This is a genomic window from Deinococcus taeanensis (assembly GCF_020229735.1).
Lineage (GTDB): Bacteria > Deinococcota > Deinococci > Deinococcales > Deinococcaceae > Deinococcus > Deinococcus taeanensis.
Genome location: NZ_CP083455.1, coordinates 1,157,630 through 1,170,165 on the forward strand (window position 1 = coordinate 1,157,630; position 12,536 = coordinate 1,170,165).

Annotated in this window: 14 protein-coding genes; 10 read left to right on the forward strand and 4 right to left on the reverse strand. The window is 70.9% G+C overall.

Annotation, left to right across the window (positions count from 1 at the left end; translation table 11 throughout):
* Window positions 1-48 precede the first annotated feature (48 nt).
* From LAJ19_RS05630 to LAJ19_RS05650, 5 genes are all read left to right on the forward strand, one after another.
* A complete protein-coding gene (locus tag LAJ19_RS05630; protein WP_225477411.1) occupies window positions 49-921 on the forward strand; it encodes a DUF1028 domain-containing protein in 873 nt (290 codons plus the stop codon).
* A 19-nt stretch (window positions 922-940) separates the two neighbouring features.
* Window positions 941-1,408, forward strand: a complete 468-nt coding sequence (locus tag LAJ19_RS05635; RefSeq protein ID WP_225477413.1) for an Rrf2 family transcriptional regulator — start codon at window positions 941-943, stop codon at window positions 1,406-1,408.
* Window positions 1,409-1,489: 81 nt separating this feature from the next.
* On the forward strand, window positions 1,490-2,656 hold the full coding sequence (locus tag LAJ19_RS05640; protein ID WP_225477415.1) for an N-acetylmuramoyl-L-alanine amidase family protein: 1,167 nt from the start codon (window positions 1,490-1,492) through the stop codon (window positions 2,654-2,656).
* A gap of 204 nt (window positions 2,657-2,860) precedes the next feature.
* A complete protein-coding gene (gene malQ, locus LAJ19_RS05645) occupies window positions 2,861-4,366 on the forward strand; it encodes a 4-alpha-glucanotransferase (RefSeq protein ID WP_225477417.1) in 1,506 nt (501 codons plus the stop codon).
* Window positions 4,367-4,446: 80 nt separating this feature from the next.
* Window positions 4,447-5,019: a cob(I)yrinic acid a,c-diamide adenosyltransferase gene (locus tag LAJ19_RS05650; protein WP_225477419.1), complete on the forward strand. Its 573-nt coding sequence runs from the start codon at window positions 4,447-4,449 to the stop codon at window positions 5,017-5,019.
* 68 nt (window positions 5,020-5,087) lie between these two features.
* Here the strand turns inward: LAJ19_RS05650 and LAJ19_RS05655 are convergent, their stop codons facing one another.
* From LAJ19_RS05655 to pdxR, 4 genes are all read right to left on the reverse strand, one after another.
* Complete coding sequence (locus LAJ19_RS05655; protein ID WP_225477421.1) at window positions 5,088-6,248, reverse strand: glutathionylspermidine synthase family protein; 1,161 nt, start codon at window positions 6,246-6,248, stop codon at window positions 5,088-5,090.
* Window positions 6,245-6,391, reverse strand: coding sequence for a hypothetical protein (locus LAJ19_RS05660; RefSeq protein WP_225477422.1), 147 nt, complete (start codon window positions 6,389-6,391; stop codon window positions 6,245-6,247). Before LAJ19_RS05660 ends, LAJ19_RS05655 begins: the two co-directional genes overlap by 4 nt.
* Before the next feature lie 107 nt (window positions 6,392-6,498).
* Entirely contained in the window at window positions 6,499-6,867 is a 369-nt protein-coding gene (locus tag LAJ19_RS05665; protein WP_225477423.1) for a hypothetical protein, read from the reverse strand.
* Between the two features lie 8 nt (window positions 6,868-6,875).
* Window positions 6,876-8,387, reverse strand: a complete 1,512-nt coding sequence (gene pdxR, locus LAJ19_RS05670; RefSeq protein WP_225477424.1) for a MocR-like pyridoxine biosynthesis transcription factor PdxR — start codon at window positions 8,385-8,387, stop codon at window positions 6,876-6,878.
* A gap of 18 nt (window positions 8,388-8,405) precedes the next feature.
* Here pdxR and LAJ19_RS05675 point away from each other — a divergent pair, with 18 nt between their 5' ends.
* From LAJ19_RS05675 to LAJ19_RS05695, 5 genes are all read left to right on the forward strand, one after another.
* The gene (locus tag LAJ19_RS05675; protein WP_225477427.1) at window positions 8,406-8,867 is read left to right on the forward strand and encodes a GNAT family N-acetyltransferase; all 462 of its coding nucleotides are present in this window, start codon (window positions 8,406-8,408) and stop codon (window positions 8,865-8,867) included.
* Window positions 8,864-9,478: a DJ-1/PfpI family protein gene (locus LAJ19_RS05680; protein WP_225477429.1), complete on the forward strand. Its 615-nt coding sequence runs from the start codon at window positions 8,864-8,866 to the stop codon at window positions 9,476-9,478. The genes LAJ19_RS05675 and LAJ19_RS05680 overlap by 4 nt, the downstream gene beginning before the upstream one ends.
* On the forward strand, window positions 9,475-10,089 hold the full coding sequence (locus tag LAJ19_RS05685) for a pyridoxamine 5'-phosphate oxidase family protein (protein WP_225477431.1): 615 nt from the start codon (window positions 9,475-9,477) through the stop codon (window positions 10,087-10,089). The genes LAJ19_RS05680 and LAJ19_RS05685 overlap by 4 nt, the downstream gene beginning before the upstream one ends.
* Complete coding sequence (locus LAJ19_RS05690) at window positions 10,086-10,973, forward strand: DMT family transporter (protein ID WP_225477433.1); 888 nt, start codon at window positions 10,086-10,088, stop codon at window positions 10,971-10,973. Before LAJ19_RS05685 ends, LAJ19_RS05690 begins: the two co-directional genes overlap by 4 nt.
* Before the next feature lie 172 nt (window positions 10,974-11,145).
* A complete protein-coding gene (locus LAJ19_RS05695) occupies window positions 11,146-12,396 on the forward strand; it encodes an acetylornithine/succinylornithine family transaminase (protein ID WP_225477435.1) in 1,251 nt (416 codons plus the stop codon).
* The last annotated feature ends 140 nt before the right edge of the window (window positions 12,397-12,536 follow it).

Here is a 12,536-nt window from a genome sequence, read left to right on the forward strand (position 1 = left end):
GTCTGGAATAACAGACCTCCTGTAAGCGGCGCGCGGTAGCCTTCACCCATGACTTTTTCCATCGTGGGCCGCGACGCGCGCACCGGCGACCTGGGCGTGGCGGTCGCCAGCAAGTTCCTCGCTGTGGGCGCCCTGGTGCCCTTCGTGCAGGGCGGTGTGGGCGCTGTGGCCACCCAGAGCTACGTGAACCCTACGTTCGGCCCGGAGGGCCTGCGCCTCATGGCCGGTGGTCACAGCGCCGAAGCCACCTCGGCGCACTTCCAGGCCACCGACAGCGGCATCGCCCACCGGCAGTTCGGGCTGGTGCGCGCTGACGGCACGAGCGCCACGTTCACCGGCCCCGACTGCCACGCCTGGGCCGGTGGGTACGCCGCGCCGGACGTCGCCATTCAGGGCAACATCCTGGCCGGCGCGGGCGTGGTGCAGGCCATGCGCGCCGCCTGGGAGGCCGGCCGCGCCCTGCCGCTGCCGCGCCGGCTGCTGGCCGCCCTGATCGCCGGCGACGCCGCCGGCGGCGACCGCCGCGGCCGGCAGTCCGCGGCGCTGGTGTGCGCCGGACCGGGCCGGGGGTACGGCGGCCTGACCGATGACTGGGTGAACCTGCGCTCCGACGATCACCCCGACCCCTGCGGCGACCTTGCGCGGCTGCTGGACACCCACGATCTGCTGTTCGGCCGGCCGGACACCACCCGCGTCCTGACACCCGCGGAACTCGCCTGGCTGCGCGCGCTGCTGGTCACCCAGGGGTACGCGCCGGACCTGCCGCAGGGCGACTGGGACGACCGGACCGAAGCGGCCGCCTGGGCCCTGTTCGGGACGGAAAACCTGGAGGAACGCTGGGTGCCGGGCGGGCAGTTCGACCCCGTCGCCCTGGGGTACCTCCAGGCGCGGCACGCCGGCCGGACCCCGGACCGCGCGTAGCCGGGGTACACTGCGCGGCATGCGGCTGTCCGCCACCGACGTGTACGCCTTCCAGGCGCTGGGATTCCTGGGCACCCAGGCGCTCGACCGCTGGGTGTCCAGTGAAGAGATCAGCGAAGCCACCGGCGTCCACCGCCCGTACCTGGTGCGCATCCTGGCCGCCCTGACCGCCAAGGGCGTCGTGAAAAGCAAAAAGGGCATCGGGGGCGGCTACGCCCTGGCCCGCAAACCCCAGTTGATCAGCCTGTGCGAGGTGGTGCGCGCCATTGACGGGCCGGTCGCGCCGCTGTCATGCATCAGCCTCAACTGGCATGAACCCTGCGTGGAGGAGGCCCGCTGCCACGCGCGGCACACCGTGTACACCCGCATGCGGGACGCCATGCTCGGCGTCCTGCAGGAATTCAGTGTGCAAGACCTGGTGACCGACGCCCGTCAGGGCGTGAATTACGGCCACTGCCTGGGTCACCTTCTGAAACCCAACGCCTGAACGCCGCTTCCCAGGCCGCATGAGGCGGGCCGGACCCGCCTCCCATCCGGGCCTGCCCGCCGGGCGATACACTCCAGCGCAGTGAACAGCCCCGCCACCCCCTCCTCCCGCGTTCGCCGGTCCCTGGCCCTGGGCGCCCTGCTGGGCAGCCTGCTGATCGGGCCGCTCAGTGGCAGTCTCGCCGCGCCCCGCGTGGGGGAACACGACGGGTACACCCGGCTTGTGTTCGACCTGCCGAAAGTCACCACGAGCAGCGTGAAACTGGCCGGGCCGAGCGTCACCGTGAAACTCGGCGTGACCCTCAAGGCCGACCAGGGACCCCTGCATGCCCCAGGCGTCACCGCATACGCCGTGGCGGGAAGCACGGTGACCGTCACCCTGGCCTCCGGGCACGCTCAGGCGAAGGTGAGCGTCATGCCCGCCAGCGGCGCTCAGCCGGCGCGGCTGGTGATTGACGTGCCCGCCAGCGCCCCGGCCGCGCGGGTGCCCAGCACCCCGGCGCGGGCCACAGCACCCGCGCCGGCGGCGGTGGCCCGTCCCGCCGCCGTGACCACCAGCGCCCTGGTGCGCCCGCGCGTGGTGCTGGACGCCGGGCACGGCGGCACTGACCCGGGCGCCGTGAGCCACTGGGTGAAGGAGGAGGACGTCACGCTCGACGTCGCGCTGCGCACCCGCGCGGAACTGCTGCGGCACGGCGTGGACGTCGTCATGACCCGCACCGTAGACCAGCATCTCAGTTCGGACAAGCGCACTGACCTTGCCGCGCGGTCCCGCCTGGCGAACAACGGACAGGTGAGTGCCTTCGTGAGCATTCACGTGAACTCGGCCGGGCCGGGCGCGCAGGGCATCGAGACGTACTACTTCGGGCAGCCGCTGGCCGGCGGCAACCGCAGTCTGGCCGTGCAGGAAAACGGTGGGGGCAGCGTGGGACTGGAACTCACGCGGCAGGCGGCCGGAACCGCCCAGAAGGAACTGGGGGACATCCTGGCGCAGGCGAAGATCTCATTCAGCCGGCAGCTGGCGCGGCAGGTGCAGGCGCAGCTGATCAGCGCGACAGGGGCCGTGAACCGCGGGGTGCAGACGGACGCGTTCTACGTGATCCGCAACCCCACCACGCCTGCAATCCTGGTGGAGGTCGGTTTCGGGTCACACCCGGTCGAGGGGCCGAAACTCGCGCTGCCCGCGTACCGGGAGCGTCTGGCGCAGGCGCTGGCCCGCGCCATCCTGGACTTCCTGAACACCAAGTGACCGCTGCGCACGGCGGCCGGGGCCCGGTCGCGGACCCGCCCGGGTGCCGCGGCATGACCCGGGAGGTACCCGCGAGTGGATCCGGTGTAAAGCTTGTTGGGATGGCCGGACAGGGGTGCGGGGCTGTAGTATCGGTGGCGAAAAGTGGAATCACTTCCATAGCGGGGAACGGCCCCGCTCCACTCAGTTCCCGGAGGTCCCTTCATGACGATTCAACGATCCAGCGGCGTCCTGCTGCACCCCACCAGCCTCCCCGGGCCCTACGGTATCGGCGAGCTCGGTCAGTTTGCCCGCGCCTTCGTGGACTGGCTCGCCCAGGCCGGCCAGAAATACTGGCAGGTCATGCCGCTTGGTCCCACCGGGTACGGCGACAGTCCGTACCAGGCCTTCAGTGCCTTCGCCGGCAACCCCTACCTGATCGACCTGAACGCCCTGCGCGAACACGGTCTGCTGGAGGACGTGGACTTCACCCCCCTGCCTGAATTCAACGCCGACAAGGTCGATTTCGGGCAGCAGTACGTGTGGCGCAACCAGATGCTCGAACGCGCCTACGCCCGCTACGCCGCCGGTGACGCGCAGCACCTGAAACCTGACTTTGACGCCTTCACGGTCGCAGAAGCCGACTGGCTGGACGACTACGCCCTGTTCATGGCACTCAAGGACGCGCACGGCGGGCTGCCCTGGAACGCCTGGGAGAGCGCCACCCGCGACCGCGACCCGCAGGCCCTGGCCGCCGCCCGGGACCGCCTGCGCGAAGCCATTGAACGCGTGAAATTCACGCAGTTCCTGTTCTTCCGCCAGTGGACGGTCCTGCGCCGCTACGCCGCCGAACGCGGAATTCAGGTGATCGGGGACATTCCCATCTTCGTGGCGATGGACAGCAGCGACGCCTGGGCGAACCGCGATCAGTTCTACTTCGACGACCAGGGGCAGCCCACGGTCGTGGCGGGCGTTCCACCGGACTACTTCAGCGAAACCGGGCAGCTGTGGGGCAACCCCCTGTACAACTGGGACGTCATGAGCAAAGACGGTTACCAGTGGTGGATCAAGCGGTTCCAGGGGAGCCTGAAACTGTACGACGTGATCCGCATCGATCACTTCCGCGGCTTCGCTGCGTCGTGGGAGATTCCCTTCCCGGCCGAGAACGCCATCAAGGGGCAGTGGGTGCCAGCCCGCGGGCACGAGATGTTCGAAGCCGTCCGGACCGCGCTGGGCGTGCTGCCCATCATCGCTGAGGATCTGGGCGTCATCACGCCCGACGTGGAGAAACTCCGCGACGACTTCGACTTCCCGGGCATGGCGGTCCTGCAGTTCGCGTTCGGCGGCGGGGACTTCAGCGTGAATGATTTCCTCCCGCACAACCTGCGTGAAAACCAGGTTGTGTACACCGGCACGCACGACAACGACACCACCCGCGGCTGGTGGCGCAACGCCGACGACCAGGAACGCCACAACTTCCGGGTGTACACCAGCAGCGACCCCACCGAAGAAACCTTCGCCGCTCAGCTCACCCGCCTCGCCTTCGAAAGCCGGGCGAACCTCGCGGTGGTGCCCCTTCAGGACCTGCTGAATCTGGGCACCGAGGCCCGCATGAACCTCCCGGGCACCACCGGGGACCACAACTGGACCTGGCGCTACCGCGCCGGGGACCTGCGCGCCGAGCACGCCGCCGCGCTGCGGACCCTGACGGAACAGACCGGCCGCCTCTAACCTCCCGGCACCCGGCAGATGGCCCCGGTCGGTGGGCCATCTGCCATCTTGTGGCGCCGCGCTGCACTAGCCTGGGCAGCATGAAGCTCTACACGAAAACCGGGGATGGCGGCACCACCGGCCTGTACGGCGCGGACCGCGTCAGCAAGGCGAACATCCGCGTCGAAGCGTACGGCACCGTGGATGAACTGAACAGCGTGCTGGGCCTGGCCCGGGCGCACAACACCCGCAGTCACGCCCCCGATCCCGCCCTGGACGCCGACCTGGAATACCTTCAGAACGCCCTGTTCGACGTTGGCGCCGACCTCGCCACGCGCAGCGGCACCACGTACGAGCAGAAGATCAGCCGGATCGACGAGCAGGACGCGCAGTTCGTGGAGGCCATGATCGACCGCTACCAGGAGGGCGCCCCGCCGTTCACGGGGTTCGTGCACCCGGGCGGCACGCCCACCGCGGCGACGCTGCACGTGGCGCGCACCGTGGCCCGCCGCGCCGAGCGCGAGGTGATCCGGCTGCTGCACGAGGAGGACGCCAACGCGCACGTGCAGGTGTACCTCAACCGCCTGTCGGACCTGCTGTTCGTGATGGCCCGGGCCGCCAACCAGAGCGCCGGCATTGGCGAGCACGCGTGGCTGGTCAAGGGCCGCCGCTGACGACCGGCCCGCAGCAGCCCTGAGCGTTCAGGTTGATTGGCCTGAACGCTCCGCTGCGCGTTGCCGTCTCAGTTCAGGACCACGTGAGGCGCGAAGGTCGCCCGGTTATCCGTCACGCGTGACCGGCCCTCCCGGATGCCCAGCCCGCACACCTCATCCCCGGCCACCCACACGCCCAGCACCGGGTAACGCGGCCCGTCAGGGGCGGGCACGGTCGGAAGTTCCGTGTACGCCTGTTCCACGACCGGCAGGTCCCCGTACGCACCGGGGGTGCTGGCCTCGCCCGGCAGCTGCACGTTCTGCCCTTCGCGTGAGTACAGCGGCTTGCGGACCACCTGGGGGCCCAGCGCGCCGGGACTCAGCGTGGCAGGCAGCAGATTCGGGTGGCCGGGGTTCAGCTCGTGCAGCAGCGCCAGCAGCCCCTTGCTGCCCGTCACGGTCTTCCACAGGGGCTCCAGAAACCGCGTGCCGGTACTGGCCAGGAACGCCGCGTCGCGCGACTCCCAGGCATACTCGAACGGCCACAGCCACATCAGCTGCCTCAGCGGGAGGCTCCAGGTGTCCAGCAGGAACGGCTCGGTGGGGCTGGTTCCAAGTTCATCCGCGAACAGGAACGACGTGCGTACGCCCGCGGCCTGCGCCAGTTCCCGCAGGTACGTGACCGTGGCGAGATCCTCGTCCACGCGCGCGCTGCTGAACGCCACCTCCGTCAGGCCGCGCGCTTCGCGCAGGTGCGTCCACTGCTCGGTCAGGGCCTCATGAATGGTGTTCCACTGCGTGGCGTGCGCCGGCAGCTCCCCGCGTGCCTGACGGTCCTCCAGCCACTGCCATTGACTCACCGCCGCCTCCAGCAGGCTGGTGGGCGTCTGCGCGTTCACCTCCAGCAGCTTCACCCCGCCCTGGCCGTCGTAGGCGACATCCAGGCGCATGTACACGGTCGGATCGTCCTGCTCCCAGGAGTCCCGCACCGCCGAATGCAGGAAGGCCGGAATGCCGAGTTCCGCGAGCCGGCCGCGCTCGATGGCGTGCCCGGTAGCGTCCAGCACCAGCCGCGTGAGGTCCTGACCGGCCGTCTGGACCGTGGCGATCTCGGCGGACGTGAACGCGTAGTAACCGTCCTCACTCCAGTACGGCACGGGGTGCTCCGGGGTGGGGGCGTACCAGGTGAACCCCACCTCCTGCAGGCGAGCCTCCCAGTTCGGCCGCGGGGGAAGGAGCTGCCGCTTCATGCTGCGTCCCTGACGGCGCGGCGGGCCAGTCCGGGCGTCGTGCGCAGCGGACTCTGGCGGCAGCCGTTGTGCGTCACGCGCGGGGCGCCACTGGCGGCGGAAGAGGCGGCGGGAAGCAGCAGAATCGTGAGGTGTTTCGGCACGGGAACCTCCGGCACACGCCCGGTGGGCGGCGCGGTGCAAATGAGAACTGAACGGAGCGCAGGGGAAGGCGCCGCCCGGGTGGACCCCGGGGCGCGCGGCTGAAGGATCAGCTGCTGGAGCTCCTGGCACGGCTGCTGCTGGTGAATCCGCCGCGGCTCACGGGCGCTTTGAACGACCCGTACGTGCCTTTCTTGCTGTCGTACGTCAGGCCGCGGCCGGACAGTCCGCCCGCGCTGGTGTAGCCGACGTAGCGGGTCAGGCCACCTGCGATGAACACGTACGGCCCGTAGTACCCGCCGCCGCTGCGTTTCTGGCAGGGGTTGGTGAGGCCCCGCTGGATGACGCTGCGGTTGGCATTCAGGCACTGCTCGTAGGTGGTGTACTGCCCGCGGGAGTACCGGTCGAGATCGTTCCCGCAGGACGCCAGCAGGGCCGGCAGCGCGGCCAGCAGCGGAAGGGTGAAGGTCTTGCTCATGGTTTCCGTTACGTCATGAGCCGCTGGGAAGTTGCCGCGGCCCGCAGCACCTGCGCGATGCGACGCCCGCCCTCCATGGCCTGGGCGGCGGTCAGGCCGCCGTACCCGAGCAGCAGGGCATTCGGAACGGGCCCCCCGAAGGTGTAGGTGTGCAGCGTGGAGACCTGCACCCCCTGGGCAGACAGGGTGTCCGCCGCGGCCACGGCATCCAGGCTGGGGTGCAGGTGAAGGCAGACGTGCAGGCCGGCCTCGATGCCGCCCAGCGCCGCAAGGGGCGCCAGGGCCGCAAGCTCCGCCGTGAGCGCCGCCCGAACCTGCGCGTGCCAGCGCCGCGCCCGCCGGACGTGCCGGTCCACGTGCCCGCCCGCGAGGAGCGCCGTCAGGGCCGACTGCACCGGCAGGGACGGCGCGAAGTCCAGCAGGGTCCGGCTGCGCAGCAGGGCCGCGCGCAGCGCGGGGGGCGCCACCACGAAACCCGAGCGGACCGCCGGCGTCAGCACCTTGCTGAGGGTGCCCAGGTACAGCACGCGGCCCGGCGCGCCCGTCTGCGCCGCCAGACTGGCGAGGGTGGGCAGGGGCGGCGCGCCGTACCGGAATTCGCCGTCGTAATCGTCCTCGACGATCAGGGCGTCGTGCGTGCGGGCCCAGTCCAGCAGGGCCAGGCGGCGCGGCAGGCACATGCGGCCGCCCAGGGGGAACTGGTGGCTGGGGGTCACGTAGGCCAGCCGGGCAGGCGGCGTGCCGGGCCCGACCTTCATGCCGTCGGCGTCCACGGGAACTGGAATCACCTCGTGGCCTGCGTCCAGCAGCACCTGCCTCGCGGCGCGGTAGCCGGGGTTCTCCAGCAGGACCCGGGAGCCTGGGGGCAGCAGGGCGCGCACGATCAGGTTCAGGGCGTGCAGCGTCCCGTTCGTGACGAGGACGTCCTGCGCAGTGACCGGCAGGCCGCGCTGCCGGCCCACGAACGCAGCCAGCGCGGCCCGCAGAGGCTCCTCGCCGGCCGGGTCGCCGTAATCGCCGGGCACCGGCTGGCGCGCCGCGTCCGCCCACGCCTGCCGCCACGCGCGGGTGTCCAGCACGGCGGTGCCGGTCACGCCGACCCGAAAATTCAGACCGGCCGCGACCTGCAGACCGTCCACAGGCAGTGGGCCGGGGGTGGGCAGCCACGCAGGCCGGTCCCCGGCGGGCGCCGGGTCACCCGGGGCAGCGGTGTCGGGCACGTGGGTGCCGCGCCCCACCTGGGCCTGAAGGGTGCCGTCGGCGACGAGTTCCGCGTACGCGGCCTCCACGACGCCGCGCGTGACCCCCAGCGTGCGGCTGAGGGTGCGGGTGCCGGGCAGGGCCGTCCCGCCGGGCACCCGGCCGGCCAGGACGGCGGCGCGCACCTGCCGGGCCAGTTGCGCGTGCAGCGGTTCAGGGACGCTGCGGGCGAGCGTGACCGGGAACGGCAGGTCCTCGGTCCGCGGGGCCAGTGGCCCCCGGGAAACAGCCGGAAGTGGAACTGTGCTGGGGGCCACCATGCCCGCTAGTGTACCCGCATGACTGAACGAACCCTACGTTCCATTGCACCCGACGAGGCGCACCTGGCGTATCAGGCCCTGCGGGCCTTGCGTCCCGAGTCGCCCCACACCGCCACGCCTGAAGCCCTGGCGGCTTTTGTGTTCAGCGCCCGGAGCGAAGGGTACGCGCTGGTGGGCGCCTTCGAGCCAGGCGACGAACAGGCCGTTGCGGCGGCCGGTTACCGGGTCATGCACCTGCTGGACGCCGGCCGCACGCTGTACGTGGATGACCTGAGCACGCGCCCTGCCGCCCGCCGGCGCGGACATGCCGGCGCCCTGCTGCACTGGCTGGAGGCCCGTGCCCGCGAACTGGGCTGCGCGGCGCTGCACCTGGATTCCGGGGTGGGGGAGACGCGCTTTGCCGCGCACCGCCTGTACCTGAAGTGCGGCCTGAACCTCACGGCGCATCACTTCAGCCGCGCGCTGGGCGGCGCGCCGTGACCCGCACCGTGGGCATCCTGCTGTTCGACGGCATCGAGGTGCTTGACCTGGGCGGCCCGTTCGAGGTGCTGAGCGTCGCGTCCCGCCTTGCGGACCGTGAAGGTGAGGCGCGGCCGTTTGAGCCCCTCCTGATTGCCGTGGAGGACCGGCCTGCCGTGGGCCGCGGCGGGTTCCGGGTCCTGCCGCACGCCACGCTCGACACCCATCCGCCGCTGGACGTGCTGATCGTGCCGGGCGGGGTGGTGGATGACCTGAGCGCCGACCTGCAGGTGCGCGCCTGGCTGCAGAAGGAGGCCCGGCGGGTGGAACTTCTGGCCTCCATCTGCACCGGGGCGTTTGTGCTGGCGGGCGCGGGGCTGCTCGCGGCGCTGCCCGTCACAACCCACTGGGAGGACGCCGCGGATCTCGCCCGGCGGCACCCCGACCTGCGGGTGATCGGGGACGTGTCGTGGGTGGATACGGGCCGCGTCGTGACGTCCGGAGGCATCAGCGCCGGGATCGACATGACCCTTCACCTTGTGGAGCGGCTGCACTCCCGCGCACTGGCGGAACGCACGGCCCGCCAGATGGAGTACCGCTGGACGCAGCGTGGCGTGGAGGCCCGCGCGTGAGCGGCGCGTACTACGATCCCGCGCGGCGGGACCCCAGTGTCAGCCGCCGGCCGCAGAACCGGCGGGACGACGCCTGGATCGAGGCGCTGCTGCGCCGCGTGCCGCTGGGCCGCGTGGCCACCGTCTGGCAGGGGGAGGACGGGCAGGTGTGGCCGTTCGTGACCCCACTGGCCTTCGCGTACCGGCCCGAGCAGCGTGACCTCGTGTACCACACGAACGTCACCGGCCGGCTGCGCGCCAACACCGCGCAGGGCCACCCCGCCACCTTCGAGGTCACCGAGACCGGACTGCTGCTTCCCAGCAACTCCCCCCTGGAACTCAGCGTGCAGTACCGCTCGGTGATCGTGTTCGGCACAGCTCACGTCCTGCACGGCGAGGCGGCGCGCGGCGCGCTGATCACGCTCAGCGAGCGGGTGTTTCCGGGCCTGAAGGTGGGCACGCACACCCGGCCCGTCACGGAGGACGACCTGGCACGCACCAGCGTGTACGCCCTGAGCATCGAACGCTGGAGCGGCAAGGAGAACTGGGCGGCGCACGCCGCGCAGGAGGACGGCTGGCCGCCCCTGCCGGCCCCGCTGGCCGCGCCCTTCCGACCGGGGGAGCAGGCATGAACCGCCGCGACGTGCTCGACATGTTCCTGCTGTCTGCGTTCTGGGGCGCGTCGTTCCTGCTGATCCGGTATTCCGGCGAGGTGTTCCCGCCGGTGTGGGTGGCGCTGCTGCGCTCTGCGTTCGGGGCGCTCGTGCTGACCGGCGCGCTGCGTCTGGGGGGGCACGCCCTGCCGCCCGCGCGGCTGTGGCGGCCGCTGCTGCTGGTCGCCCTGTTCAACAACGTGATTCCCTGGTCGTTCTTCGCGTGGGGCGAGCAGACGGTCAGCAGCAACATTGCGGCGATCATCAATGCCACCACGCCCCTGTTCGCGCTGCTGATCGGCCTGACGCTGCGGGACACCCGGGTGCGCGGCGTGATGCTTGCGGGCGTCCTGCTGGGCCTGGGCGGCGTGGCCCTCACGGTGTCCGGCGGCCTGGGCGGCGGGCACGCCACGGCGCACGGCGTCATCGTGCTGCTGCTCGCCAGCCTGGGTTACGCGGTGGCAACCACCATCGCCAAGCGCAGCCTGTCCGGCCTGAACCCGGTGGGCCTGGCCACCACCCAGCTGGGCCTGAGTGCCGCCGTGCTCCTGCCGGTCGCCCTGGCCGGTCCGCACCCGGCCGCCCTGACCGCAAAGGCCACGCTGGCCGTGGCGTTCCTGGGCGTGGTGGGCAGCGGCCTGGCCTACCTGCTGTATTACGGGCTGCTGGCCCGCGTCACCCCCACGCAGGTCACGGCCGTCACGTACGCGCTGCCCGTCTGGGGCCTGGGCTGGGCGGCGCTGGCGGGCGAACCGCTGGGCTGGGTGTCGGTGACGGGCGTTCTGGTGGTCCTGTCGGGGCTGGGGCTGCTGAACTTTCCGCCTCGCGCGCCCCGCGCGGACGTCCCTGCCCGCCAAACGTAAGGCGGACGCTGACAGAGACCTTGCAGTTGAGGCGGCTGGGCGGACTGGACACCCCTGGCTGCGCTGGCTTCTCAAGGCCTACACTGGCGCATCACGCGTTCCGCTCCGGGCGGGCGCCACACCAACCGGGTCACGTGTTCAAGCGGCGTGACCTGCCACGGAGGAACACCGCATGACGTCAACCCGCAGCAAGTGGCTGGAAGCCGAACTGAAATACGACAGCCGCGTGGTCGGCAAGCACGAGGTCGTCATGACCCGCGGGCTGGGCGCCACCGTCTGGGACGAAACGGGCCGCTCGTACATCGACTGCGTTGCCGGGTATGGCGTGGCCAACATCGGTCACAGCCACCCGGATGTCGTCCGCGCCATCAAGGACCAGGCCGAGCGCCTGATCGTCATGCCGCAGAGCCTGCCGAACGACCGCCGCGCCGAATTCCTCACCGAGCTGGTCAGTGTGACTCCGCAGGGCCTGGACCGCGTCTTTCTGTGCAACAGCGGCACCGAGGCCATGGAGGCCGCCAAGAAGTTCGCGATCACCGGTACGGGCCGCAAGCGCTTCGTGAGCATGAAGCGCGGCTTCTCTGGCCGCAGCCTGGGCGCCCTGGCCTTCACGTGGGAGCCCAAGTACCGTGAACCGTTCGGTGACGCCGTTGACAACCGCAACGTGGATTTCGTGACCTACGGGAACATCGAGGAACTCCGCGCAGCCGTAACCGACCAGACGGCCGCCGTGATTCTGGAGCCCGTGCAGGGCGAAGGCGGCGTGCGTCCCGCCAGCCCGGAGTTCATCCAGGAGGCCCGGCGCCTGACCCGCGAGAAGGGCGCCCTGCTGATCCTCGACGAGATTCAGACCGGGTTCTGCCGCACCGGGAAGATGTTCGCGGCCGAGCACTACGGCGTGGTGCCCGACGGCATGACGCTCGCCAAGGCCATGGCCGGGGGCGTGCCCATCGGCGCGTTCGTGATGACCGCCGAGGTGGCTGACCGTATGCCGGCGGGTGGGCACGGCGGCACGTTCGGCGGGAACCCCCTGGCGATGGCGGCGGGGGTGGCGGCCATCCGCGCGATGAAACGCGAAGGCATGGCCGAACAGGCCCGGGAGAAGGGCGCGTACTTCATGGAGCGACTGCGTGCCATTCAGAGCCCCAAGATCCGCGAGGTGCGCGGCCTGGGCCTGATGATCGGCGTGGAACTCAAGGAAAAAAGTGCGCCCTACATTCACGCGCTGGAGCACGACGAGGGCATCCTGACGCTGCAGGCCACACCCCTGGTGGTGCGCTTCCTGCCGCCAGTCACCATCAGCCGTGAGCAGATCGACACGGTGATCGCAGCGTTCGAACGGGTCCTGAACGGTGTGAATCCCCGCGCCGAGCGGCAGGCGGAACTGGCCGCGGCCCAGCAGGAGCAGGTTCAGACCGAATAAACCGGGCGTCAGGCGGAACGTGCAGTCGGTGTGCGCCGACTTCCCGTTCCGCCATGGTGCACGGAACGTACCCAGGCCCTGTCTTCATGAAGCCTGAGGCCTCGGGGGAACGTGCAGTTTCCGCAATCGTGCCGGCGTGA

What these genes read in the sequence shown, in the direction of transcription:
- malQ (WP_225477417.1), top strand. Translation starts at nt 2,861, where the DNA reads ATGACGATTCAACGATCCAGCGGCGTCCTGCTGCACCCCACCAGCCTC.
- LAJ19_RS05665 (WP_225477423.1), bottom strand. Translation starts at nt 6,867, where the DNA reads ATGAGCAAGACCTTCACCCTTCCGCTGCTGGCCGCGCTGCCGGCCCTG.
- pdxR (WP_225477424.1), bottom strand. Translation starts at nt 8,387, where the DNA reads ATGGTGGCCCCCAGCACAGTTCCACTTCCGGCTGTTTCCCGGGGGCCA.
- LAJ19_RS05650 (WP_225477419.1), top strand. Translation starts at nt 4,447, where the DNA reads ATGAAGCTCTACACGAAAACCGGGGATGGCGGCACCACCGGCCTGTAC.
- LAJ19_RS05630 (WP_225477411.1), top strand. Translation starts at nt 49, where the DNA reads ATGACTTTTTCCATCGTGGGCCGCGACGCGCGCACCGGCGACCTGGGC.
- LAJ19_RS05675 (WP_225477427.1), top strand. Translation starts at nt 8,406, where the DNA reads ATGACTGAACGAACCCTACGTTCCATTGCACCCGACGAGGCGCACCTG.
- LAJ19_RS05655 (WP_225477421.1), bottom strand. Translation starts at nt 6,248, where the DNA reads ATGAAGCGGCAGCTCCTTCCCCCGCGGCCGAACTGGGAGGCTCGCCTG.
- LAJ19_RS05695 (WP_225477435.1), top strand. Translation starts at nt 11,146, where the DNA reads ATGACGTCAACCCGCAGCAAGTGGCTGGAAGCCGAACTGAAATACGAC.
- LAJ19_RS05690 (WP_225477433.1), top strand. Translation starts at nt 10,086, where the DNA reads ATGAACCGCCGCGACGTGCTCGACATGTTCCTGCTGTCTGCGTTCTGG.
- LAJ19_RS05635 (WP_225477413.1), top strand. Translation starts at nt 941, where the DNA reads ATGCGGCTGTCCGCCACCGACGTGTACGCCTTCCAGGCGCTGGGATTC.